Genomic DNA, 23,674 nt, shown 5'->3' on the forward strand with positions numbered 1-23,674 from the left:
CCTCGACGGCCCGGACGTCAGACATGACCCACCTCTTTGAGGAACCGTGTCAGAAGTGCTGCATATTCTTCGGGCTGCTCAACGCAGGGCAGATGGCCCGCCTTGCGGATCACATGGCACTGGCTGCCGGGGATCAGATTGGTGGTTTCGCGCACCAGATCAGGCGGGGTTGCGCCATCCTCAGACCCCGCAATGCCTAGCGTGGGCAGGCGCAGGCTGGCCGTAGTTGTGTAGAAATCAGTGCCGGAAATAGCGGCGGAGCATCCCATGTAACCCTCGTCCTCCTGTCGTGTCAGCATGTTGCGCCACAGTTCCAGCTCCGGCGTCGCGCGGAAGCCTTCGGAGAACCAGCGCTCCATCACCGCATCGGCAAGGCTCTCGATCCCACCCTGGCGGACACTCTCGATGCGCTCTGACCACATGTCCGGCGTGCCGATCTTGGCGCCCGTGTTGGAAAGGACCATCGCGCGGATCATATCGAGGCGTTTCACCGCGAGCCCCTGCGCGATCATGCCGCCGATGGAAAGGCCGACAAAGACGCAGTCGCGCACCTGCAGGTGATCGAGCAACTGTTCCGTATCGGTGATCAGGGCGCCCATCGTATAAGGGCTGGGCGGACAGCTGGAGAGCCCGTGCCCGCGTTTGTCAAACCGGATGATCCGCAGACCCTCCGGCAGGTGCGGCAGAATCGGATCCCAGAGGCGCAGATCGGTGCCAAGTGAATTGGCAAAGACCACGGGCGCACCCTCGACCGGGCCATCGACCCGGTAGTGGAGCCTGACATCGCCAAGGTCGAGTATCTTCATGCCGCATCTCCCTGTCTGTCCTGTGCCGCCGCAAGGGTGAGCGCTTGCTGGAAGACCTCCGGATCCACGTTGCCCCCCGAAATCGTGACGATCACATCCTCACCGGAAATCCGGTCGCCATGATATAATGCCGCGGCCAGGGCCACGGCACCACCGGGTTCGGCCACGACCTTCAGGCGGTTGAACGCGTGGGCAACGGCCAAGAGCGCCTGGTCTTCGGTCACGGCAAACCCCGGCCCGGCCAGACGTTTCAGAATTGGAAAGGTCAGATTGCCGGGCTGCGGCGTGACGATTGCGTCGCAGAGGCTGCCGGTCAATGCCGCGTTGCGCTCGACCGCGCCGGACCGCAACGATCGGGCGACGTCATCGAAATTCTCGGGTTCTGCCGTGCGGACCCGCAGCCCCGGCGCCTCCGCCTCAAGCGCCAATGCGATGCCGGAGGAAAACCCGCCACCGCCGCAGCAGACGATGACGTCGGCTTTTGTCACACCAATCTCGGCCGCCTGCGCGGCGATCTCCAGACCGGTCGTGCCCTGGCCTGCGATGACCTGCGGCTCATCATAGGGTTTGATCAGGGTCAGGCCCCGCTCCTCCACCAGCTGGGCCCCCAGCGCATCGCGATCCTCGCCCGCGGCCCGGTCATAGAGCACCACCTCCGCCCCCAACCGGCGGGTGTTTTCGATCTTAACCCGGGGGGCGTCGCGCGGCATGACAATGACGGCCTGCACCCCATGGGCCTGGGCCGCCAGCGCGACACCCTGCGCATGGTTGCCGCTGGAAAAGGCAACAACACCCCGGGCACGCGTGTCCTCCGCAAGGGCGGAAACCGCAGACCAGGCCCCGCGAAACTTGAAGCTGCCCGTGTGTTGCAGGCACTCCGCCTTGATCCAGACGCGGCGACCGGCAATCGCATCCAGAAAGGGCGAGGACAGAAGCGGCGTGCGCCGCGCGTGCCCCTCAAGCCGCTCAGCCGCAGCCCTGATCATGTCGATGTTCATCGCAGGCTCCTCATCTCAGCGCATTGATCCAGGTTTGCAGCGCAGCCACGGATTCAGGCTCATCCAGAAACGGAATATGGCCGCGGCCCGCCACCGTGACACCAATCATATCCGGGCGACGGCGCTGCATCTCCGCAAAGGTCTCATGGCTGAGCAGATCGGAGTTTTCGCCGCGAATGCAGGCCAGCGGAAGGTCTTCCATCGCATCGAAACAGGGCCAGAGATCGGGCGCCTCCTGTGCGCCCGCTGCGTCGAAGGCGTCGCGCAGGCGTGGATCATAGGTGATGCTCAGCCCATTGTCCGTCTGTCGAAAATGCTTGTGCGCCTCCTCGATCCAGCGCGATTGCGGCACATCCTTGAAGCCGGTGTAGGTGCTGCCCATGCCATGGGCCGCGTCCGCAAGGGTTTTCGCAGCGGGCGGGTGCCCGAGATAGGTTGAGATGAACTCGAGCCCTTCCGGCTCAATAACCGGGCCAATGTCATTTAGGGCCACGCCGGTCAGGCGGTCCTTTGCCCCCATGGCAAGGCCCATCGCATTGAGGCCGCCGCGCGAGGTGCCGAGGATCGCCACTTTATCCAGCCCCAGATGGTCCAGCAGCTCGATCACGTCACGGCATTCGACCGGCAGCGAATAGTTTTGCCAAGTCTTGTCCCAATCCGATTGTCCACGGCCCCGGTAGTCCATCTTGATCAGACGCACGCCGTTGAGATGGGGGGTGACATAGTCGAAATCCGCCGTCGTCCGGGTCAGCCCGGCAAGGCAGAGTATCGGCGGGCCCGTACCCTCGTCGGTGTAGTAGAGCGATAGCTTGTCGGAGGTTCTGAAAAACGCCATCAGAGCCCCGCCAATGCCGGAATGCCGGTGAGATCGGACAGGATGTGCGTTGGTGTCCATGGCAGACGATCCACCGGATCACCCGCACGGTTGACCCAGGCGGTCGTGAACCCGTAGCCCGTGGCGCAGCCCGCGTCCCACCCGTTGGAGGAAACGAAGAGCACCTCTTTCTTATCACACCCGAACCGCTTGGCGACCAGGTCGTAGACCCGCGCATCGGGCTTGAAGACCCCGACACTTTGGACCGACAGCGTGTCATCCAGCAAGGCATCGATGCCAGCAGAAGTGACCGCCCCGCGCAGCATATCGGGGGACCCGTTCGACAGAATCGCCGTTGCCATGCCCCCGGCCTTGAGCTGACGCAGCATGTCCGGCACCTCCGGATAGCTTTGCAATTCCCAGTAGAGCGCAAGCAGCCGTTCACGCAGGGCGGCATCGCCCGCCAGACCGGTTTTCTCCAGCGCCCAGTCAAGCCCCTGCTGCGTGACCTCCCAGAAGTCGCAGTGGTCATCGGTGACCGCTCGCAGCCAGGTGTACTGCAGCTGTTTCAGGCGCCAATGCTCCGCCAGCTCCGGCCAGGTGCTTTCCAGTTTCGAGAAATCCGGCTCGGACGCTGCTTGTCGTGCTGCCGCGGCAACATCAAACAAGGTGCCGTATGCGTCAAAGACGCAGGTCGTAATCGACATGGGCGCACCCCTTCACAAATGCTTATCGCCAGAGTGTCATGGCTCAGCTTATGCGAAAAGGCCCAAATGCAGGGTTTTTCGCCTTTACTCATCTGAATTGGACAGGCAGGCTGAGATCATCTCAGGAGAACCCGCGCAGATACGCGGCCTCCCACACTCTTTCCCAGACATGATCGGAGCATCAATGACCCAGGTGAAAACGGGCGACACGGTTGGCATTCACTACACAGGAACCCTGTTGGATGGCACAAAGTTCGACAGCTCCGAGGGGCGTGATCCGCTTGAGTTCGAGGTGGGGTCTGGTCAGATCATTCCAGGGCTGGACGAGGCATTGCCGGGCATGAGCGTGGGCGACAAGAAGACGGTTGAAGTCCCCTGTGTCGACGCCTATGGCCCGATCAATCCCGAGATGCGGAAGGCGGTGCCGCGCGAGGGTATTCCGGATGATGTTCCGCTCGATATTGGCACGCAACTGAATGTGCAGACACCCGAGGGGCAGGCGATGCAGGTGATGGTTGTCGCGGTGGATGACGCCACGGTGACGATCGACGCCAATCACCCGCTGGCCGGTCAGGACCTCAAGTTCGATATCGAGTTGATGTCGATTTCCTGAGGCGGCGGGTCAACCCTCTTCCCCGGTGGCCGGCTCGGGACGGTTCACCGGTGTTCGCGCGATCGGCAGACCGGCGATTTTTGCGTTCAGTTCAGTGGCTTTTTGCACAGCAGCCGCCTGTAACTCACGGGCTTCGTCCGTCGGGAATTCGCCTTCCATCATCGCGGAGATGAAGGGTTTGACTTCATCCAGCCCGCTTTGCAGCTTGGGTTGAAGCGCCGGATCCGACCACAGAGCAGCGGAAAACACAGCTGCAGTAACAGGCATCAAGAGCCATGCATAAAGGCGCGCGCGGCTCGACCGCCGGATATAGCGCGCCTGTCGCAGAGTTCGGGAATCGGCATAATTGTACATACCGCATTCGTAGAAGTTGAATATGGCATCAGTTTGGCTCAATCGCGGCGCGGATGCCGGTGGCTTAGATGTTTTCGAATTGCGGCATGCCCAGCACGTGATATCCGCCATCAACCCGGATGATCTCTCCGGTGGTACAGGCCCCGGCGTCAGACGCCAGATAAACAGCCGTACCGCCCACCGCCTCCAGCGTGGCGTTCGAGCGCATTGGCGCGTTCTGGTCGGTGAACTTATAGGTCTTGCGTGCGCCGCCAATGGCGGCTCCGGCCAGCGTTTTCATCGGCCCCGGCGAGATCGCGTTCACGCGAATTCCTTCCGGACCGAGATCGTTTGCCAGATAGCGCGTGGCGCTCTCCAGTGCGGCCTTGGCAACACCCATCACGTTGTAATTCGGCACAACGGTGTTGCTGCCCTGATAGGTCAGGGTCATCAGCGTGCCCCCGTTTTCGACCATCAACGGGTGCGCGCGGCGGGCAACTTCGATCAGGGAGTAGGCGCTGATGTCCATCGTCTGCTTAAAGTTGGCGCGGGTGGTGTTGAGGAACCGGCCCGTCAGCTCGGTCTTGTCGGAAAAGGCGATGGCGTGCACCACGAAATCCACTGTCGGCCAACGTGCGCCCAGTTGTTCGAAGGCTGCATCCAGCGAGGCGTCGTCGGTGACGTCAACGTCCACCATGAAATCGGACCCGACAGAGGCGGCCAGCGGCGCCAAGCGCGACCCAAAAGCCTCTCCCTGATAGGTAAAGGCCAGCTCCGCCCCGGCTTCGGACATTGCTTTTGCAATGCCCCAGGCGATGGAGCGTTCATTCGCCACGCCCATGATCAGGCCGCGTTTTCCGTTCAATAAACCAGACATAATTGTACGTTACCCGCGATATTTGGACAGGATCATCGACCCGTTTGTGCCGCCGAACCCGAAAGAGTTTGTCATGACCGAATCGAGTCCGGCATTCTCGACAAGTTCTGTGGCGATCTCCGAGGGCTTGAACTCAGGGTCCAGTGTCTCGACATTGATCGAAGGTGCGATGAAATCATCCTTGAGCATCAGCAGACAGTAAATGGCTTCCTGCGCGCCCGCTGCTCCCTGGCTGTGCCCCGTCATCGACTTTGTCGAGCTCACCGGCGGTTGGGTCCGCCCCTCGAAGGCGCGGCGCACGGCCTCGATCTCGGGCTGATCCCCGGCAGGGGTGCTGGTACCATGGGCGTTGATGTAGCTCACGCTGCGCCCTTCGGGAAGTGTCTCCAGGGCCAGTTGCATGGCACGCCCGCCGCCTTCGCCAGAAGGGGCAACCATATCGTGCCCGTCGGAGGTGGCGGCGTAGCCGGTAACCTCGGCATAGATATGCGCGCCGCGGGCCAATGCGTGCTCCAGGTCTTCCAGCACGACCATGCCACCACCGCCAGAGATCACGAAACCATCGCGGTTCGCATCGAAGGCGCGCGACGCCTTGTCGGGGGTTTCATTGTACTTGCTGCTCATCGCGCCCATGGCGTCAAATAGGCAGGACAGCGTCCAGTCGAGCTCTTCCCCGCCGCCCGCAAACATCACATCCTGCTTGCCGAGCATGATCTGTTCAGCGGCGTTGCCGATGCAGTGCAAAGACGTCGAACAGGCCGAGGTGATCGAATAATTGATACCCTTGATCTTGTAGGCTGTGGATAAGTTGGCACTGACGGTCGAGGACATGCATTTCGGCACGGCGAAGGGACCGATGCGTTTCGTGGCGCCTGTGTCCTTGACGACCGTGTGGGCCGTCAGCATGGCGCTGGTCGAGGGACCGCCAGACCCGGCAACGAGGCCGGTACGTGGATTGGAGACGACGTCCTCATCGAGACCTGCATCCTTGATCGCCTGATCCATCGCGATATAGGCATAGGCCGCACCCGGCCCCATGAATCGCAATGTCCGCTTGTCGATGTGTTCCGCCACGTCGAGCTTGAGCGTGCCCGCGACCCGGCTGCGGAACCCGTGTTCGGCCATCTCGTCACTGGCAACGATGCCGCTGGTGCCGGATTTCAGCGAGGCCATGACCTCTTCGGCGTTGTTTCCGATGGATGAGACGATCCCCAACCCTGTCACGACGACGCGGCGCATGGCGCTCTCCTTCCCTCTTGCAGATCGCTTTCGCGGGGTCAGTTTTCTGACAGCGCGACTTTCATATCGGTGACCTGATAGATGGTTTCCCCATCTGCTTCCACACGGCCATTGGCGACACCCATTGTCAAGCGTCTGGTCTGAATGGCTTTTGTGAAATCTACGTAATAGGTGATCATTTTTCGATCAGGGCGGACCATGCCGGTCAATTTGACCTCACCGACCCCCAGCGCATAGCCGCGCCCCTGCCAGCCGCGCCAGCCCAGATTGAACCCGGTCAGCTGCCACAGCCCGTCAAGGCCCAGACAGCCCGGCATGATCGGATTGCCGGGGAAATGGCAATCGAAAAACCACAGATCCGGCTGGATATCGAATTCGGCAACGACGTGTCCCTTGCCGTGCTCGCCTGCATCGCCGGAGATGTCGGTAATCCTGTCCATCATCAGCATCGGCGGTTCGGGAAGCTGTGCGTTACCGGGGCCAAAAAGCTCCCCGCGCGCGCATTTAAGCAGGTCGTCCTTGGTGAAGCTGGTCGGGTATTGGGCCATTTTGGCGCGTCTCCTGCTCGGTATTCTTTTCGTCAATCCCGTCTAGCATCGGGTTTGCGGCCTCTGCAAGGGCGGGTGAGGACACCGCTTATCTGTCCGGTTTGACGGGGGCTGCGTCAATTACGACGGACCAAATCCATTGAATCCAATTGAAAATGACTCGCATTGACCCTTATATGAAGGGAACGAGGCCACGAGAGGGTGCCATGACGCCTGCGCAACAGACAATTGGGACGAGCTGGCTGGCCAAAGCTGGGCTGCGGCCTACTCGCCAGCGGGTAGCCCTTGCGACGTTGCTGATCGGCGACGGCCAGCACCGCCACGTGACCGCAGAGAGCCTGTTTGATGCAGCCAAGGATCAGGGCGAGGCGGTCTCTCTTGCGACGGTCTACAATACGCTGCGCGCCTTTTGCGACGCAGGGTTGATGCAGGAAGTCACCGTCGATGGCTCCAAGAGTTATTTCGACACCAACACGCATGATCATCCGCATTTTTTCTGGGAACACGAGGCCAAGCTGACTGATGCACCCTCAGAGCAATTGGTGATTGCACAGTTGCCCGACGCACCGGAAGGGGCGGAGATCGCTTCGGTGGATGTCGTGATCCGCCTGCGCCGGAAATCCTGATCCACTCGGGCGATCATTCGCCAGATACAGCGCAGAAAAAAACCCGCCGTGCCGCATCCTTTGATCACAAAAGAAGACATTAATACCTATGCCCGCGATGGGGTGGTGTTGATCCGTGGGCTCTTTGCCGATCATGTCGAGGCGCTCCGCGCGGGGGTGGCGCAGAACATGGCGCATCCGGGGCCTTACGCCGCTGAGAATCTGCACAAACACGAGAGCGGTCGCTTTTTCGACGATTATTGCAATTGGGACCGGATTGACGCGTTCAGCGAGGTCATTCGCAGCTCCGCTGTTGCGGAGGTCGCCGCCGATCTGATGCAAAGCCGCCGGGTGCAGCTTTTCCACGATCATGTGCTTGTCAAAGAGCCAGGAACCTCGAAACCGACGCCCTGGCATCAGGACGCCCCCTATTACTTTGTGGAAGGGGAGCAGACGATCAGCTTCTGGTCACCGCTTGATCCGGTGACGGAGGCGACGCTGCGTTGTGTTGCGGGATCACATCGCTGGCCGAAACCGGTGCTGCCCACACGCTGGTTGGCCGAGACAGATTTCTACCCGGACAGCGAGGCTTACATCCCAGTTCCGGATCCGGATGCCGAAGGTATGGACATTCGGGAATTCCAGATGGCGCCGGGCGATGCGGTCGCCTTTCACTACCGCGTGCTGCACGGAGCGCGTGGCAACGATGCAAGTACCCGGCGGCGGGCGTTTTCTCTGCGTCTTCTCGGAGATGATGCGCGTTATGTGGCACGTCCCGGTCCGACCTCGCCACCTTTTCCGGGCCATGACATGCAGCCGGGCCAGCGGTTGCGCGCGGATTGGTTCCCGGTGTTGCTGGACCGCGATGCAGCTGCCTGACGTAGTGTAGATTTAGCCGCTGTTCAGAACCACTGCCCGGGCTCCATCAACCCCAGATCAAGCAACTGTCGTGAATGCCACTCAAAAGGCGCGGAGTTGTGCCATTTGAACGTGTGAATATCGTAGGTGCTGCCGGGATTGCTTTTCAACGCCTTGGCGGTGCGGAAAGAGCATACGGCAGCGGTAATGTTGTGATGCCACGGGCAGGCATAGGTGTTGTATTCCTCGTCTGAGAATGTGTGATCCTCCCGCAATTCCAGCCCCGGTTTCGCCCGGAAAAGGGCAATGCGGTCGATTTTGCGCCGCGTGTAGGGCACATGTTCTTCAAACCGCCATCGCAGCCCCCCGAAGAAATCCAACTGTCTTTCCTTCGGGTGATAATTCCTCGCGGCATCCTTGCGTGCCAGCGCGTAGTAGCCCGAACGGTCCAGGTGTGCCCGGTCCAGTGAAACGGCATCGGGGTGTTCTGCCAGATCGTCCGAGTATAGGTCGACGACATAGGTCAACATCGCGTCGCGCCGCTCTTCTGTGTGAAACGCCAGCATCTCGCCGACAGTCCGGGTTTCGCAGAAGGGAAAAAACAGGTATTCCGCGTTGAAACAGTAGTACATCCAGGCGCCGGGGGCTGCTGCGCCGATGCTGTTGACGGCATGTTCCACAGCGCGTTCAGCCGTTGCGTCATAGTCAATCCGGTGCACTGTTTCCTGCAGGTCTCCGGGCAGGTCAAATGCAGCAGGCATCAAGGCGATGACGGAGATAAACCCCATCTGGTCGTGATGGCGCAACGTGGTCGCAACTTCCACATCATCTTCGACAAATATCATCGCAACCGGCCCTTTGCGCAGGGCGGCAGGGGGGGCGGTCAGAAAATCCTTGAGGCTCTCGTAGTGCATCGTCGCTCCGGATGGCTGCATGAGACAGAATCAGTTAATTCTGCGTTCATTGCAAGCCGGTGCTGTGGCTGGTAAGCAGCGCGCCAACCCACAGTGATCCGGATTCCACGCATGACCGCGCCCAAAAAGCTCTTCGTTAAGACTTACGGCTGTCAGATGAATGTCTATGACAGCGAACGCATGGCCGAGGCGCTGGGCGAACAGGGATACCAACCGACCGACAGCGCAGAAGAGGCGGATATGATCCTGCTGAACACCTGTCATATTCGGGAAAAAGCGGCTGAAAAAGTCTATTCCGAGCTTGGGCGCTTGAAGGGTTTGAAGGCGATCAACCCGGAGCTGAAGATCGGCGTTACCGGGTGCGTGGCGCAGGCCGAAGGTGAAGAGATCATGCGTCGCCAGCCTGCCGTCGATCTGGTGGTGGGGCCGCAGTCCTATCACCGCCTGCCTCAGATGGAGGCACGGGTGCGGGAGGGCGGCAAAGCGCTCGATACGGATTTTCCCGAAGAGGATAAGTTCGAACGGCTGAAACGGCGCCCCAAGGCTGCGCGTGCGCCGTCTGCGTTTTTGACCGTGCAGGAAGGCTGCGACAAGTTCTGCGCTTTCTGTGTGGTGCCTTATACACGCGGTGCGGAAACCAGCCGCCCGGTGGCCCGCATTCTCGAAGAAGCGCAGGATTTGGTGGAGCGCGGTGTGCGCGAAGTCACCCTGCTCGGGCAGAATGTGAATGCCTATCACGGGATGGGCGCGGATGGACGAGAGCAAAGCCTGGCCGGTCTGATTTGGGCGCTTAACGATATCGACGGGTTGGAGCGCATAAGGTTCACCACCTCGCATCCCAATGATATGACCGACGATCTGATCGAGGCACATGGGTCTTGCAAGAAGCTGATGCCCTATCTGCATCTGCCAGTGCAGTCGGGGTCGGACATAATCCTCAAACGCATGAACCGCAGCCACACTGCGGAAAGCTATCTGCGCGTGATCGAACGTATTCGGGCAGCGCGTCCGGATATCCTGATGTCGGGTGACTTCATCGTTGGCTTCCCGGAAGAAACGGAGGAAGATTTTCAGGCGACGCTCGATCTGATCGAAGAGGTGAAATACGGTTACGCCTATTCGTTCAAGTATTCTACGCGCCCTGGCACGCCTGCGGCGGAACGCGCGCAGGTGGACGCGGAGGTGGCGGATGAGAGACTGCAGCGCATTCAGGCCCTGATCACCCGTCAGCAGCAAGAGATCCAGAATGCGATGGTCGGCCGTCATGCGCGGGTCCTGGTCGAGAAGCCGGGTCGCGAAGACGGCCAGATGGTGGGGAAATCTGAATATCTGCACGCGGTGCACATTGAGAATTCTGATGCCGCCGTCGGAGACATTGTGCCCGTTAGAATCACCGAGGCGAAACGAAACTCTTTGGCAGCAATAAGGCAGAATTAAGGGTTAACCTTTCACGAATTGGCCCGAATGTGGCATTTTTAGGCGCGGTGTTGCTTGAGCGGATACAATGCCGACGGTGTCTTGCCACAATATCCGTTAGAATTTACACAAACTGTCAGTGTGTTTTCGTTCCTCGCGCTTTTTGAGCCGAGGTTTGGGTGTGTGATCAGTAAAGGAAGAGACCGTGAATTTCACTTTTTCGGAAGCCGGGCGTGGTCTGGCCGGTTTGGTCTTGGGTGCGGTTGTCGCACTGCAAGGCAGCGTTGCAATGGCACAGACCCCCTCTCAGGGTGGTTTGGACAGGGGACAGTACATTCCCAGCATCTGGGTTGATCCTGACGGTTGTGAACACTGGGTAATGGATGACGGCGCGGAAGGGTTCATGACCCCGCATGTGAGCCGTGAAGGCATTCCGGTTTGCCGCGCCGCGGATGTCTGTGCCGTGATGAACTCGGACCAATTCTTTGCCACTGACAGTTTCCGGGTCAGTCAATCCGGTCGCGCGAGCCTAGGAGAGTTTTTCCGCACCTCGAATGCAAGCGCATTCATCATAACAGGTCACACGGACAGTAACGCTTCTGACGCCTACAACATGCAATTGTCGATCAATCGGGCCAATGCGGTTGCAAGTATTGCGCGCGCGCAGGGTGCCGTTGTCTCAGATGTACGTGGTCTGGGCGAACGCCAACCTGCAGCATCGAATGCGACTGCCGAAGGGCGCGCGCAGAATCGTCGCGTTGAAATTATCTGTATTCAGTAACGAGGGCCGGCACATGACACGATTTAACAATTCTCTGCTGGTCTTGGCCGCGCTTACGGTGGCCGGATGCGGTGAGTTGGGTTCTGACAAAGCCTTTGACCGCGGGCCCGACTCCAAGGACTTGCTGGATCTGCAGGCAGGTATCTGGGTCGATCCCAATGGCTGTGATCACTGGATCATCGACGACGGGATCGAAGGGTATCTCTCTGCCCGGCTTGATCGCAACACCGGCAAACCCGTGTGTTCCGGCGTTGCAGCACCAACCCAGACGGTGGGTGATTTCAAACGCGGTGGCACCGAGATCATCGGCGACCCGTTCTAAGACCGGATCGGTTTTGACATTTCGGGCATGGGCGGCACTTTCCCGCCTATGCTCTTTTTTGTTTCAAACCTGTGAATTCCATGTAGTTGCGCTTGCACCTGCCGCGCGGAATTGGCACCGTCAGGCATAGTTTAATCCTGAGGAACAGCGATTGGCCGTCAGCGACCAGAGCCCGACAGACACAACAACCGCAGCGCCCGGTGGCACGGTTGAATTCCCGGACAACAGACTTCTGATCGATCTATGTGGTGCCTATGACGCCAATCTGGCGCTGATCGAAAAGGCGCTCGGGGTTCAGATCGTGCGCCGCGGCAACCAATTGGCCGTCGTCGGTAATGCGGACGCCCAAACCGATGCGATGCGGGTTTTGCACGCGCTCTATGCGCGTCTGGAGAGTGGTCGCGCGGTGGAGCCGGGCGATGTGGACCGCGAATTGCGCATGGGCCCCTTTGAAGAGGCAACCGGCGTTCAGGACGGCGACCAGATGGAAATGCCCATCGGTAGCCGTGTCGAGATCCAGACCCGCAAGAAGCGTGTCGAGCCGCGCACGGATGCCCAGAAAGCCTATGTGCAGTCACTGTTTGACAATGAGCTGGCCTTTGGCATTGGCCCGGCGGGCACTGGCAAAACCTATTTGGCGGTGGCAGTTGGCGTGTCGATGTTCCTCACCGGCCATGTGGACAAGATCATCCTGTCCCGTCCGGCCGTGGAAGCGGGCGAGCGTCTGGGCTTTCTGCCCGGTGATATGAAAGACAAGGTCGATCCCTACATGCAACCGCTCTACGACGCCCTGGGGGATTTTCTGCCGGGCAAGCAGTTGGCCAAGCTGATCGAGGAAAAGCAGATCGAGATCGCGCCGCTGGCCTTTATGCGAGGGCGCACGCTCAGCAACGCCTTTGTCGTGCTGGACGAGGCGCAGAATGCGACGTCGATGCAGATGAAGATGTTCCTGACCCGTCTCGGCGAAGGCTCGCGCATGGTGATCACCGGTGACCGGACGCAGATCGACCTGCCGCGCGGTGTCTCGTCAGGGCTGGCAGATGCGGAACGGCTGCTGAAAACCATTCCCAAGATCAGCTTCAACTATTTCACCTCCAAGGACGTGGTGCGCCACCCGCTTGTCGCTGCCATCATCGAAGCCTACGAGGCGGAAACGCCGCCCGGGTGAGGGCCGGGCGGATGGCTGGGAGCCGAGGGGCGTGGTCCGGAACGGCGATGATCCGATGATCGACATTCTGATTGATGACCCGCAATGGCAGGAGGTTCCGCTGGCGGATCTGGCCGAGCGCGCGATGGCGGAAACACTCCGCCACCTAGGCGTGCCGTCGGACCCCGTGAGCGTTTCGCTTTTGGCCTGCAATGATGCGCGCATTGCCGAATTGAACGGCGCATTCCGTGACAAACCGGGGCCTACAAATATACTGAGCTGGCCCACCGAGGATCTCGCTGCCGAGGTCGCCGGCAAATCCCCGCTGATGCCCACGCCTGATTTTGACGGCTCCATGGAGCTTGGCGATGTCGCGATTGCCTATGAAACCTGCGCCCGTGAGGCCCGCGAATTCGGTAAATCACTGGACGATCACGTCACCCATCTTCTCGTTCACGGAATTTTGCATCTTTTCGGCTATGACCATATCCGTGACCCGGATGCTACGCTTATGCAGGGGTTGGAAACCGAAATACTTGGCAAACTGGGTCTGGATGACCCATATAGGAGTTGATCGGTCTACGTGCCGAGCCATTCTAGAACAGGACCCAATGGGCGACAACGACGGACAATCTGACGCAGCGCACCGCGCGCATGTCGATACAGACACCTCTCCAGAACCGGAATCTTCCAGGCAAGGCGGCTTTTTAAGCCGCGTGATCGAAGCATTGAGTCCTGCGGAAAACGCTGAAGCGGCTCCCATACCGCCAGCACTTCAGATGCGCCCGCAAACCCACGGTATGATGAACCTGCGGCGCATGCGGGTGGAGGACGTTTCCGTCCCCAAAGCGGATATCACCGCGATCCCGACAACGGCCACGCTGGACGAGGTGGTGGCGATTTTCAAAGACAGCGGGTTGACCCGTCTGCCCGCTTTCGAAGGCACGCTGGATACGCCGATCGGTCTTTTGCACCTCAAGGATCTCGCGCTGACACACGGTTTCAACGGGGACAGCCACGATTTCGACCTGCGCGCCATGTTGCGGCCGTTGCTCTTTGTGCCACCCTCCATGACAATCGGCGTGCTGCTGACCAAGATGCAGGCGGAGCGGCGCCATATGGCGCTGGTGATCGATGAATATGGCGGGGTTGATGGCCTCGTCACCATCGAGGACCTGATCGAACAGGTGATCGGCGAGATCGAAGACGAGCACGACGTGGACGAAGGGCTCTATTGGACCAAGGAGAAACCGGGGTGCTACCTGGCCCTGGCCAAAACACCGCTTGAGGATTTCGAGGCGGAGATCGGGCAATCGCTGACTGATCACGATGAGGTCGACGAGGAAGAGATCGACACATTGGGCGGGCTGGTCTTCATGTTGTCGGGCCGGGTTCCCGCGCGGGGCGAGGTTGTCATCCACCCCGATGGGCCCGAATTCGAGGTGATCGATGCCGATCCGCGTCGCATAAAGCGCCTGCGGGTGCGCGCAGATACGCGTGGCCACTGATGGCAAGAGCTGGCTCCCGGGCCAGTAAACCATGGGGCTGGTATGCGCGGTTGCCACGCTGGGGCCGCGCCGCGATTGCGGCATTTGTCGGGGCTTTGGGGCCGCTGGGGCAGGCCCCATACGATCAGCCGCTGGTCATGCTACTGGTCTTCTCACTGGCCTTTTTGATGTTGCGACGGCAAAAGCACGCGCGCGACGCGGCTCTCGTTGGGTGGTGCTTTGGGATTGGTTATTTCAGCGTTGCGCTGATCTGGATTCTGCAACCTTTTCAGATTGACCCTGACAAACATGCATGGATGGCGCCGTTTGCCCTGCTCTTCATGAGCACCGGGCTTGCGCTCTTTTGGGCGGCGGCGTTTTGGGTGGCCCGTCTTTTGTCCAATCGCACATGGCCCCTGATCCTCACTTGGACGGCTACGGAAGTGTTGCGCGCCTACGTGCTGACGGGTTTTCCCTGGGCCAGCCCGGCGCAGGCCCTGGTGAATGGGGCCGCCGGGCAAGGTCTGGCCTGGGTTGGTCCGCATGGAGTCACACTCTGGTTGATGTCACTGGCATGGGCCTTGTCCTTTCCCGCCATCTATCGTCGCCGCCACGTCATGCGTTTGGGGCAGGCCGCACTTTTGGGAAGCGCTGCAGCCCTGTTCTATCTGCCACCCTCCGCGCCAGAGACACCACTAACCCCTCATTGGGTCCGGTTGGTGCAGCCCAATGCGGAGCAGCATCTCAAATGGCATCCTGAGCATGCCCGCGGTTTTTTTGACCGTCAGCTGGCGCTCACCGCTGCGCCACCAGAAACGGGTGCGGCGCAGCCTGATCTCACAATCTGGCCCGAAACGGCAATTCCATGGGTTTATCCCGACGCCGGAGGCGCGCTTGAGATGATTTCTGCTGCTGCGCGAGGAACACCAGTTGCGCTCGGCATGCTGCGGCAGCCGGGCGATGATCTATTCAACAGCATGGTTGTTCTGGATACTGCGGGACAAGCCGCCCAAATCTATGACAAGCATCACCTTGTGCCTTTTGGTGAATACATCCCGCTGGCCAGTATCGCCGAACGGTTTGGGCTGACCGGGATGGCGCAGGTCTCGGCCACAGGATTTGCGCGCGGGCCCGGTGCGCGGACACTGGACTTTGGCCCGCTCGGGCGCGGTCTGCCGTTGATCTGCTATGAGGCTGTTTTTGCACATGACGTGAACGCAACCCCCGACCGCCCCGATTTCATCATACAGATCACCAATGACGCATGGTTTGGCCGGGACGTCGGACCGCAACAGCATCTTGCACAGGCGCGCATGCGGGCGATTGAACAGGGCGTGCCGCTGATGCGGGCGGCCAATACCGGGATATCGGCCATGATCGACCCTCGTGGTCGTGTGCTGACCAGCCTGCCTATGGGCGTGTCGGGCTTTCTGGATGCGCAACTTCCTGAATCACTGGAGCCCACCGTTTACAGTCGCACGGGCGATGGCCCCCTTACTCTTCTGTTGCTCATTGGACTCGTCGGCGCCGCTATCCGTCGTGCCGCGTCGAAATAGCAATTGACGGTGCCTATCAGGGCACGTAAGCACGCGCGACCCATGCCACAACGGCTTCCTGACGTGGCGTGAATTTTTCATTGGAGCACTGCATGTCCCGTAAAAACTATGTTTTCACTTCGGAATCCGTTTCCGAGGGTCACCCCGATAAAGTCTGCGACCGGATTTCCGATGCCGTTCTGGACGCCTTTCTAGCCGCCGAGCCAGAAGCACGCGTTGCCGCCGAGACATTTGCCACCACGAACCGCGTTGTGATCGGTGGCGAAGTCGGGTTGTCGGACAAGGACGCGTTGAAAGATTACATGGGCCGGATCGAGGAGATCGCGCGCGCCTGCATCAAGGATATCGGGTACGAGCAGGACAAGTTTCACCATGCGACCTGCGAAGTGACCAATCTGCTGCACGAGCAATCCGCCCATATTGCACAGGGTGTTGATGCCAGCGGCAACAAGGATGAGGGCGCGGGGGACCAGGGCATCATGTTCGGTTTTGCCACCAATGAGACGCCGGAATTGATGCCCGCGCCGATCCACTACGCCCACGCCGTTCTGCGACGCCTGGCCGAAGTGCGCAAGGACGGCACCGAACCGACCCTTCGGCCGGACGCCAAAAGCCAGCTGTCAGTGCGGTATGAAGACGGTCGCCCGGTGGGGGTGACCTCTATAGTGCTGTCCACGCAGCATGCGGATGAAAGCCAGACCTCCGAGGATATCCGCGCGATTGTTGAACCCTATATCCGTGAGGTTCTGCCACAAGGATGGATCACCGACGCAACCGAATGGTGGGTGAACCCCACTGGCACCTTCGTGATTGGCGGCCCGGACGGGGACGCGGGCCTGACGGGCCGCAAGATCATCGTGGACACCTATGGCGGCGCAGCGCCGCATGGGGGCGGTGCGTTCTCCGGGAAGGACCCGACCAAGGTGGATCGCTCGGCGGCCTATGTCGCGCGCTATCTTGCGAAGAACGTTGTCGCGTCGGGCATGGCAGAAAAATGCACAATCCAGCTCAGCTATGCGATTGGGGTCAGCAAACCACTATCGATCTACTGCGACACCTTTGGCACCGGGCAAGTGGATGACGCGGCGATTGAAAGTGCGATCGGCCAGACTATTGATCTGACACCACGGGGTATTCGTGAGCATCTGCAGTTGAACCGTCCGATCTATGCGCGCACCGCGGCCTATGGCCACTTTGGACGTGCGCCGGATCCGGATGGTGGGTTCAGTTGGGAGAAAACCGATCTGGTAGAAGCCCTGAAAGCGGCTGTCTAAAGGGCGCAGCTTTACCGGCAACAGGCGTGCGTGCTTCCTCAGGCGGCAGGCGCCTGTGATCCCTTCGGTTTGCCGGGGTCGCTTCTCCGGTGCTCAGTGCTTCCCAAACAGGCTTGGACGGGGTTTCCTCCCTGTCATGCTGGTTGCCGCGACACCGGCCTTTTGCGCAGCCTTGATACGTCGTGGCTGTGTCGCTGACGCGCCGCTCTCCGGCACCGCCTGATTTGCAAACTCATTAACGATCACAGGAGGTTGCGCCGCGCTTGCCGTCGCAGAGTCAGACAGAGGTGCCCCTGACAGGTCAGTGCCCTGATATTGCTCAAGATCGTCGAGGAACTCCCACAATCGCATACAGGAGTTTTCGATCCGGCCAAACCGCTCGCTTGTTTGATCTTCACTGAGATTGGGGGCTTCGCGCAGGTCACGCAACTGACGCATTAACCGGCTCAGGACTGGTTTGATTTCATTTGCGCATTCGGTCGAAAATCGTTCCAGCATCGCCTCTATTTGCTGACGTCTAACGTCTTGTGTTTCCATGCCGATGGAGAGCGAAGATTTCTGCAGTGCGTTAATCGTGGCTCTCTTGAAAGACGCAGGCGACAGATCATCCTTGGTGATGTAGTCGCTGCATCCGCGTTTGAGCGCTTCGATCGCAATCTCGCTTTGGCCATCGCCTGCAACCATGATGGTTGCAGCTTGCCTGTTTTTTGGATCAACGCGTATGGCATCCAGGGCCATCAGACCGTTCCCGTCCGGCAGATTGTAGTCAATGAGGATCAGGTCGAATTTATCTCGCTGGAGCATTGTGCCCATGCTCTCCAGCCTGTCAGCCTCCACAACATGGGTTTCGAACTCCAGCCCGTTGATCAGCCGTTTGAGCCGGGTGCGGTCAAATCGTTGGTCATCTACCACCAGAATACTGGCAAGCTTGGGAAGCTCTGCAGTTTCAGGACGCACTTTGGCGTGAATTCTTCCAATCTCGGCCACGGGCACATCTCCTTTTAGGCAGAGGATGTGTAGGCGACCTGTCTTAATTCTTGATGAAACCCGATCAGTGCCCGGTCAGAGCGTTGCAGCAGAGCTCGGTCCGGGGTAGAGGCCGCGCATGACGCACGAAAACAGACCCCGCAGAAACTTCTATGGCCGCCTCAAGGGGAAATCCCTGAAGCAGTCGCAAAAGGGCTATCTGGAAGAAGATCTCGCCACCTTGTCACCCGGTGCGGTGAGTTGGGAGGACAATCCGGATCGGACGCCGATTGATCTGCAGCAGCTGTTTGACGGCAAGCCGGTCTGGCTGGAGATTGGGTTTGGCGGGGGTGAGCATATGGTGCACCAGGCAGCACAAAACCCGCAAGTCGGGCTGATCGGCGCGGAGCCCTACATCAACGGCGTCGCCATGCTCCTGGGTAAAATCCGGCGGGCAGGCGTGTCGAACCTTGCTGTGCACCCCGGAGACGTGCGCGACCTTTTCGATGTCCTGCCGGATCAGTCCATCGAGCGCGCCTTCTTGCTCTATCCCGATCCCTGGCCCAAGACCCGGCACCATCGCCGCCGTTTCGTCACGCCGGAGCATTTGGAGCCATTGGCGCGGGTGCTCAAGCCCGGGTCGATTTTCCGCGTTGCAACGGACATCGAGGACTACGTGCGCCAGACCTTGGAAGAGGTGCCGCGCCAAGGCTTTGACTGGCTGGCTGAAAGACCGCAGGATTGGCAGCAGCCCTGGGGGGATTGGCTGTCGACGCGCTATGAACAGAAAGCCCTGCGCGAAGGCCGTACGCCGCACTACCTGACTTTCCGCAGGCGCTAACAGTCCGGGCGGCTAAAGGGCTGGACCCGGACAGAGACAGCGGCTAAGCCTCGCGGAACCTCTGACCGATACGAGAAGTCCCATGTCCAGCCACGGTGCCCCTATTCCCATGACATCCCGCCCCTGTGGTCCGCTGAAGGGCGAAGCGCGGGTGCCGGGTGACAAGTCGATCTCGCACCGGTCGCTGATCCTCGGGGCGCTCTGCGTGGGCGAAACCGAGATCACCGGCCTGCTCGAAGGGCAGGACGTGCTGGACACGGCCAAGGCGATGCGGGCCTTTGGTGCTGAAGTCACCGATCACGGCGGCGGCAACTGGAGCGTTCATGGTGTCGGCGTGGGCGGCTTTGCCGAGCCTGAGCAAGTGATTGATTGCGGGAACTCCGGCACCGGTGTGCGGCTGATCATGGGAGCCATGGCCACCTCGCCGATTGCTGCGACCTTTACCGGTGACGCGTCCCTGAACGGACGGCCGATGGCGCGGGTGACCGACCCGCTGGCGCTTTTTGGCACGCAGGCCTTTGGCCGGGCAGGGGGGCGGTTGCCGATGACCATTCAGGGGGCTGCTGACCCGGTGCCTGTCACCTATACGGTGCCGGTTCCTTCGGCGCAGGTGAAATCGGCGGTGCTGCTGGCGGGGTTGAATGCGCCGGGCAAGACCGTGGTGATCGAAGCGGAAGCCACACGGGATCACACCGAACGCATGCTGGAAGGTTTCGGCGCCGAGATCACCGTGGAAGAGACCGATGAAGGCCGGGTGATCACCCTGACCGGCCAGCCGGAGCTCAAACCGCAAAAGATCGACGTGCCGCGCGATCCATCCTCTGCCGCATTCCCCGTTTGCGCCGCACTCATCGTGCCAGGGTCGGACGTGCTGGTGCCCGGCATCGGGCTCAACCCGACGCGCGCAGGTCTCTATACCACGCTGCGGGAGATGGGCGCGGATCTGACCTATGAGAATGAACGCACCGAAGGCGGCGAACCCGTCGCCGACCTGCGCGCGCGCTTCTCTCCGGGTATGAAAGGCATCGAGGTGCCACCCGAGCGTGCGGCCAGCATGATCGATGAATACCCGGTTCTGTCCGTGGTGGCTGCTTTTGCGCAGGGCGAAACGGTGATGCGCGGCGTGAAAGAGCTGCGCGTCAAGGAAAGCGACCGGATTGATGCCATGGCCGTGGGGCTGCGTGCCAATGGGATCACCGTGGACGAAGGGCCGGACTGGTGGACCGTGACGGGGCTTGGCCACGGCAATGTACCGGGTGGGGCCACCTGCGCCAGCCATCTCGATCACCGGATCGCGATGTCCTTCCTGATCCTCGGCATGGCCGCGCAGAAACCGGTGAGCGTGGATGACGGCGGCCCGATCGCCACCTCCTTCCCGATTTTCGAGCCGTTGATGTCCGAGCTGGGCGCGCATCTGGTGCGCGACAATGCATGAGCGCGCCCTTCACCATAGCAATTGACGGGCCGGCCGCAGCAGGCAAGGGCACGATTTCCAAAGCCGTGGCCGCGCATTTCGGTTTTGCGCATCTGGATACCGGGCTGCTCTACCGGGCCGTCGGGGCCAAGCTGTTACTGGGCATGGACCCGATGGTTGCGGCGCGGACACTCACGGCAGAAGACCTTCAGGGTAGTGATTTGCGCAGTCCGGAGGTGGCGCAGGCCGCCAGCAAGGTCGCGGTGATCGGCGAGGTGCGCGATGCCCTTTTGGATTTCCAACGCAGCTTTGCGCGCCGGGCGGGTGGGGCGGTGCTGGACGGGCGCGACATCGGTACGGTGATTTGCCCCAACGCCGAGGCCAAACTCTTTGTCACGGCGCGCGCCGAGGTTCGGGCCGATAGACGCTTTGCCGAATTGAGCGCTGCAGGCGCTGGCATCAGCCCCGCGCAGGTGCTGGCAGATGTGAAAGAACGTGACGCACGGGACCGGGAGCGGGCGGCAGCGCCACTGATCCCGGCGCAGGATGCCGTGGAAATCGACACCTCCGACATGAGCATCGAAGACGCGATTGCCGCGGCAATCGCTGCCATCGAGGCACGCAGATCCTGATACTGCGCGCGCTGCCGGGGTGAATATTGCAGGACGATCACCAAAGGGTGCTTGGTGTTTGACGCCATCCGGGTCTAGCCTTGAAGGTACAGACATCGCGAAAGGGCACTTCCATGGCACGACTTCTTTTGACGCTGGCGCTGGTATTCTACGCCACCCTCGGCCTCGCACAGCAAGGCGAGACGCCCGCCCCGGAACCCCTGTCCGAGCCGCCAATGACGCTGGAGCGGCTGGCCAACATCATTCTGAACATCGATGAAGACGCAAAGCTGCGGGGCTCTGCCATCGAGTTCACCATTCAGGATATCCCGGTGATCGTCGTGGCCGATCCGCGCGCCGACAGGATGCGGGCCATGGTGCCGATCCGCTCGGCTGATGGATTGGACCCCGAAGAGTTGATGCGCCTCATGCAAGCCAATTTCGACAGTGCACTGGACGCAAGATACGCTGTGGCGCGGGGCAGGCTTTGGGGGGTTTTCATCCATCCGCTGTCCCCGCTGGAGCAGGACCAGTTCCTGTCCGCTCTGGCGCAGACCGTGAATGTGGCGCGCACCTACGGTCAAACCTATTCCGGCGGCGCCCAGGTTTTTGGCGGTGGTGACAGCAATGGTATTTACCAGGACCTGTTGGATGATCTGCGTAAAGGGCAAGCGCTCTGAGGCAGGGTCATCCGACGTACTCCTCCTCATTAAGGTAGCTTATGCCGTACGTCCGGCCTTTTGTTGGTAAGAAATTGTTAACCAAGGCAGGGTGAATAGGCTGCGCAGGCCCATTTTCTCGCAGTCACCACATTCTAGTCCTTCTCAGGTCTGAAACCCCCTGGCGGGACCTGAAGTTGGCATACCATGACACAAGGCTGCAGTTTTTCCTGTTTTTCTACTGCAATTTCTTGGTCGAGCACGGCAATTTTGCCTGCAGCGGATACTCTGGGTGTGGTGTCAAAGATGGGTCTGCGCCGCGCTTTTTGTCGTTGATCAGCGTGAGTTCCAAAATGCAACATATCCTTAAGTCAGCACTTTTTTCCGTGGCCATGATGGCGTTTTCCGTGCCCGTGGCCGCTAAAACCATCGATCTAACCGGCGTGCTTGAATTCTATAATGTCGGAGGGGCGGGATCGCCATTTTCCGAAACACCGGCATTGCTCCAGGTCTCCATAGAGATCGACGACGTGGCGGCGCCCGATGTGGTCAACGGTGGCGGGATTGGCCAGATTGGCTCCTACTTTACCGCGGTGACCTCCTTTTCCTATGAAGCGTTTAACGATGCGGAGGAGTCGCTCGGGCAGTGGTCTGCTTTCGATGTCCAACTGGACATGATTGATTTCTTTCTTGGCGATGCGGTGCGGATGTTTTCCACCAACATCAGCGGCCCGGAACCTCTCAACCAGATGCAGTTGCTTCTGGAGGGCAGCTCCGACAGTTGGTCTGACCTCAGTCTCGATGAGCTGACACAAGACAGCTTGCAAGCGATGACAACCACCTGGATCGACGTCAATATGATGATCGGCGAGGGCGTCTTTGGCGGTCGCTGGGCAATTGACCCCGCAAGCATCGTGGTCGGCGACCCGAGTAAACCGCGCCCCTCACCCGTGCCGCTTCCCGCGGGCCTACCGCTCTTGTTGGCCGGGTTGGGTGCTTTCGGGTTGGTCCGTCGTGTGCGGGCAGGCAAGACAGAGGACCGCGCATGATCCGTTCTTTGAAAGCTGGTGCGATTACCACTGCTCTGCTAATGGCCTTCGCAGCTCCCGTGGCTGCGAAAACCATTAGCTTCACAGGTCTGTTTGAGGCCGAAAACTACCCCGGCGGGTCGAGCCCCTTCGCAGAACAGCCGGCGACGCTGGACGTGGTGATCGAGATCGACCCGGAGGTGCAGCCAGAAACCTATCAGGAAGTGCCCGGAAACGGATCGATCTCAGCTTACAGCAGCGCCGTTACGTCCTTCACCTACGAAGCGTTCGGTGCAGGCGGAGCGTCGCTGGGCCTCTGGTCAATGACCGATCTGTCGTTGGGCGTGATCGACACGCCAATTGAAAATATTGACTTGTTCACCGTGCAGTCGAACACGTTGACCGGACCAGCGCCGCTCGACACGCTATTGTTGTTCATTGAAGGCGACACCAACATCTTCTCGGGCAGTGGGCTGGATCAGCTGACCACGCAAACCCTGCAGGCGATGCACACGAGTCGCATAGACCTCTTCACGGAGGTCGACGGCATGGGATTCGGGATCAGGTTTGCAATCGACTTCAATAGTATTGAGGTGGTCGACGACATATCCCCCGGTGATATCCCACCATCGGTGGTGCCATTGCCCGCGAGCCTTCCGTTGGTCTTGGCGTCTTTTGGTATGCTCGGTTTGGCGAAACGCCGCAACAAGCGCGCTTAATCACTTGCGATGGACGCCATTTGCCCCTATACGCGGCCTCGTTAAAGCGGGAAAAACACCGCAGTGGCGAGCAGGGCCGGTTCTTCCGGCCCTTTCTCGTTTTTCGCTTTGACCAATTGAAACCTCAAAGACCGGCGGAGA

Annotated in this window: 27 protein-coding genes and 1 riboswitch; of the genes, 17 read left to right on the forward strand and 10 right to left on the reverse strand. The window is 60.2% G+C overall.

Annotation, left to right across the window (positions count from 1 at the left end; genetic code table 11):
- Positions 1–17: 17 nt before the first annotated feature.
- Genes pcaD through Q1A52_RS07515 form a run of 4 tightly spaced genes read right to left on the reverse strand, consistent with a single transcriptional unit; the run spans position 18 to position 3,325 of the window.
- Positions 18–806 carry a 3-oxoadipate enol-lactonase gene (pcaD, locus tag Q1A52_RS07500; protein WP_300013036.1) on the reverse strand — a complete coding sequence of 263 codons (789 nt, stop codon included), beginning with the start codon at positions 804–806 and terminating at the stop codon, positions 18–20.
- Positions 803–1,804, reverse strand: coding sequence for a threonine/serine dehydratase (locus Q1A52_RS07505; protein ID WP_300013039.1), 1,002 nt, complete (start codon positions 1,802–1,804; stop codon positions 803–805). The genes pcaD and Q1A52_RS07505 overlap by 4 nt, the downstream gene beginning before the upstream one ends.
- 10 nt (positions 1,805–1,814) lie before the next feature.
- Complete coding sequence (locus Q1A52_RS07510; RefSeq protein WP_300013042.1) at positions 1,815–2,639, reverse strand: alpha/beta hydrolase; 825 nt, start codon at positions 2,637–2,639, stop codon at positions 1,815–1,817.
- Complete coding sequence (locus tag Q1A52_RS07515) at positions 2,639–3,325, reverse strand: haloacid dehalogenase type II (RefSeq protein WP_300013046.1); 687 nt, start codon at positions 3,323–3,325, stop codon at positions 2,639–2,641. Before Q1A52_RS07515 ends, Q1A52_RS07510 begins: the two co-directional genes overlap by 1 nt.
- A 184-nt stretch (positions 3,326–3,509) precedes the next feature.
- On the opposite strand from Q1A52_RS07515, the gene Q1A52_RS07520 reads away from it, so the two are divergent.
- A complete protein-coding gene (locus tag Q1A52_RS07520; RefSeq protein WP_300013050.1) occupies positions 3,510–3,938 on the forward strand; it encodes a peptidylprolyl isomerase in 429 nt (142 codons plus the stop codon).
- 9 nt (positions 3,939–3,947) lie between these two features.
- On the opposite strand, the gene Q1A52_RS07525 is transcribed toward Q1A52_RS07520, so the two are convergent.
- From Q1A52_RS07525 to fabA, 4 genes are read right to left on the reverse strand one after another with little or no spacing between them, the layout of a single operon-like run.
- On the reverse strand, positions 3,948–4,334 hold the full coding sequence (locus Q1A52_RS07525) for a hypothetical protein (RefSeq protein WP_300013053.1): 387 nt from the start codon (positions 4,332–4,334) through the stop codon (positions 3,948–3,950).
- Positions 4,335–4,356: 22 nt separating this feature from the next.
- The gene (locus tag Q1A52_RS07530) at positions 4,357–5,148 is read right to left on the reverse strand and encodes an enoyl-ACP reductase (RefSeq protein ID WP_300013056.1); all 792 of its coding nucleotides are present in this window, start codon (positions 5,146–5,148) and stop codon (positions 4,357–4,359) included.
- 9 nt (positions 5,149–5,157) lie between these two features.
- Positions 5,158–6,387, reverse strand: a complete 1,230-nt coding sequence (gene fabB, locus Q1A52_RS07535) for a beta-ketoacyl-ACP synthase I (protein WP_300013059.1) — start codon at positions 6,385–6,387, stop codon at positions 5,158–5,160.
- 38 nt (positions 6,388–6,425) lie between these two features.
- Positions 6,426–6,935, reverse strand: a complete 510-nt coding sequence (gene fabA / locus Q1A52_RS07540; RefSeq protein WP_300013062.1) for a bifunctional 3-hydroxydecanoyl-ACP dehydratase/trans-2-decenoyl-ACP isomerase — start codon at positions 6,933–6,935, stop codon at positions 6,426–6,428.
- Positions 6,936–7,141: 206 nt separating this feature from the next.
- Here fabA and irr point away from each other — a divergent pair, with 206 nt between their 5' ends.
- Complete coding sequence (gene irr / locus Q1A52_RS07545) at positions 7,142–7,561, forward strand: Fur family transcriptional regulator Irr (protein WP_300013065.1); 420 nt, start codon at positions 7,142–7,144, stop codon at positions 7,559–7,561.
- A gap of 48 nt (positions 7,562–7,609) precedes the next feature.
- Positions 7,610–8,419, forward strand: a complete 810-nt coding sequence (locus Q1A52_RS07550) for a phytanoyl-CoA dioxygenase family protein (protein WP_300013068.1) — start codon at positions 7,610–7,612, stop codon at positions 8,417–8,419.
- A 23-nt stretch (positions 8,420–8,442) separates the two neighbouring features.
- Here Q1A52_RS07550 and Q1A52_RS07555 read toward each other — a convergent pair whose 3' ends face one another.
- The gene (locus Q1A52_RS07555) at positions 8,443–9,312 is read right to left on the reverse strand and encodes a hypothetical protein (RefSeq protein ID WP_300014926.1); all 870 of its coding nucleotides are present in this window, start codon (positions 9,310–9,312) and stop codon (positions 8,443–8,445) included.
- 111 nt (positions 9,313–9,423) lie between these two features.
- Here Q1A52_RS07555 and miaB point away from each other — a divergent pair, with 111 nt between their 5' ends.
- From miaB to metK, 8 genes are all read left to right on the forward strand, one after another.
- Positions 9,424–10,749: a tRNA (N6-isopentenyl adenosine(37)-C2)-methylthiotransferase MiaB gene (miaB, locus tag Q1A52_RS07560; RefSeq protein WP_300013071.1), complete on the forward strand. Its 1,326-nt coding sequence runs from the start codon at positions 9,424–9,426 to the stop codon at positions 10,747–10,749.
- Between the two features lie 268 nt (positions 10,750–11,017).
- Positions 11,018–11,509, forward strand: a complete 492-nt coding sequence (locus Q1A52_RS07565) for an OmpA family protein (protein ID WP_299779137.1) — start codon at positions 11,018–11,020, stop codon at positions 11,507–11,509.
- A 13-nt stretch (positions 11,510–11,522) separates the two neighbouring features.
- The gene (locus Q1A52_RS07570; RefSeq protein ID WP_300013074.1) at positions 11,523–11,831 is read left to right on the forward strand and encodes a hypothetical protein; all 309 of its coding nucleotides are present in this window, start codon (positions 11,523–11,525) and stop codon (positions 11,829–11,831) included.
- Between the two features lie 151 nt (positions 11,832–11,982).
- Entirely contained in the window at positions 11,983–12,999 is a 1,017-nt protein-coding gene (locus Q1A52_RS07575) for a PhoH family protein (RefSeq protein ID WP_300013077.1), read from the forward strand.
- Between the two features lie 55 nt (positions 13,000–13,054).
- The gene (ybeY, locus tag Q1A52_RS07580) at positions 13,055–13,552 is read left to right on the forward strand and encodes an rRNA maturation RNase YbeY (protein ID WP_300014929.1); all 498 of its coding nucleotides are present in this window, start codon (positions 13,055–13,057) and stop codon (positions 13,550–13,552) included.
- A 37-nt stretch (positions 13,553–13,589) separates the two neighbouring features.
- The gene (locus tag Q1A52_RS07585) at positions 13,590–14,486 is read left to right on the forward strand and encodes a hemolysin family protein (protein ID WP_300013080.1); all 897 of its coding nucleotides are present in this window, start codon (positions 13,590–13,592) and stop codon (positions 14,484–14,486) included.
- Positions 14,486–16,021 carry an apolipoprotein N-acyltransferase gene (gene lnt / locus Q1A52_RS07590; protein WP_300013083.1) on the forward strand — a complete coding sequence of 512 codons (1,536 nt, stop codon included), beginning with the start codon at positions 14,486–14,488 and terminating at the stop codon, positions 16,019–16,021. Before Q1A52_RS07585 ends, lnt begins: the two co-directional genes overlap by 1 nt.
- 39 nt (positions 16,022–16,060) lie before the next feature.
- Positions 16,061–16,109: riboswitch (SAM-SAH riboswitch) on the forward strand.
- Between the two features lie 4 nt (positions 16,110–16,113).
- Positions 16,114–17,295 carry a methionine adenosyltransferase gene (metK, locus tag Q1A52_RS07595; protein WP_300013086.1) on the forward strand — a complete coding sequence of 394 codons (1,182 nt, stop codon included), beginning with the start codon at positions 16,114–16,116 and terminating at the stop codon, positions 17,293–17,295.
- A 93-nt stretch (positions 17,296–17,388) separates the two neighbouring features.
- Here the strand turns inward: metK and Q1A52_RS07600 are convergent, their stop codons facing one another.
- Positions 17,389–18,282 carry a PleD family two-component system response regulator gene (locus Q1A52_RS07600; protein ID WP_300013089.1) on the reverse strand — a complete coding sequence of 298 codons (894 nt, stop codon included), beginning with the start codon at positions 18,280–18,282 and terminating at the stop codon, positions 17,389–17,391.
- 118 nt (positions 18,283–18,400) lie between these two features.
- Between Q1A52_RS07600 and trmB the strand changes: the two genes are divergently transcribed.
- The 6 genes from trmB to Q1A52_RS07630 all read left to right on the forward strand — a co-directional run bounded on the left by trmB (position 18,401) and on the right by Q1A52_RS07630 (position 23,533).
- The gene (trmB, locus tag Q1A52_RS07605) at positions 18,401–19,102 is read left to right on the forward strand and encodes a tRNA (guanosine(46)-N7)-methyltransferase TrmB (RefSeq protein ID WP_300013092.1); all 702 of its coding nucleotides are present in this window, start codon (positions 18,401–18,403) and stop codon (positions 19,100–19,102) included.
- A gap of 82 nt (positions 19,103–19,184) precedes the next feature.
- The gene (gene aroA, locus Q1A52_RS07610) at positions 19,185–20,537 is read left to right on the forward strand and encodes a 3-phosphoshikimate 1-carboxyvinyltransferase (protein ID WP_300013095.1); all 1,353 of its coding nucleotides are present in this window, start codon (positions 19,185–19,187) and stop codon (positions 20,535–20,537) included.
- Positions 20,534–21,148, forward strand: a complete 615-nt coding sequence (locus Q1A52_RS07615; RefSeq protein ID WP_300013098.1) for a d(CMP) kinase — start codon at positions 20,534–20,536, stop codon at positions 21,146–21,148. Before aroA ends, Q1A52_RS07615 begins: the two co-directional genes overlap by 4 nt.
- A 113-nt stretch (positions 21,149–21,261) precedes the next feature.
- Complete coding sequence (locus Q1A52_RS07620; RefSeq protein WP_300013101.1) at positions 21,262–21,807, forward strand: hypothetical protein; 546 nt, start codon at positions 21,262–21,264, stop codon at positions 21,805–21,807.
- Between the two features lie 332 nt (positions 21,808–22,139).
- On the forward strand, positions 22,140–22,835 hold the full coding sequence (locus Q1A52_RS07625; protein ID WP_300013104.1) for a VPLPA-CTERM sorting domain-containing protein: 696 nt from the start codon (positions 22,140–22,142) through the stop codon (positions 22,833–22,835).
- Positions 22,832–23,533 (forward strand): VPLPA-CTERM sorting domain-containing protein, encoded by a 702-nt coding sequence (locus Q1A52_RS07630; protein WP_300013107.1) that lies wholly within the window; start codon positions 22,832–22,834, stop codon positions 23,531–23,533. Before Q1A52_RS07625 ends, Q1A52_RS07630 begins: the two co-directional genes overlap by 4 nt.
- The last annotated feature ends 141 nt before the right edge of the window (positions 23,534–23,674 follow it).

The organism is uncultured Roseobacter sp., from assembly GCF_947488185.1.
GTDB lineage: Bacteria > Pseudomonadota > Alphaproteobacteria > Rhodobacterales > Rhodobacteraceae > Roseobacter.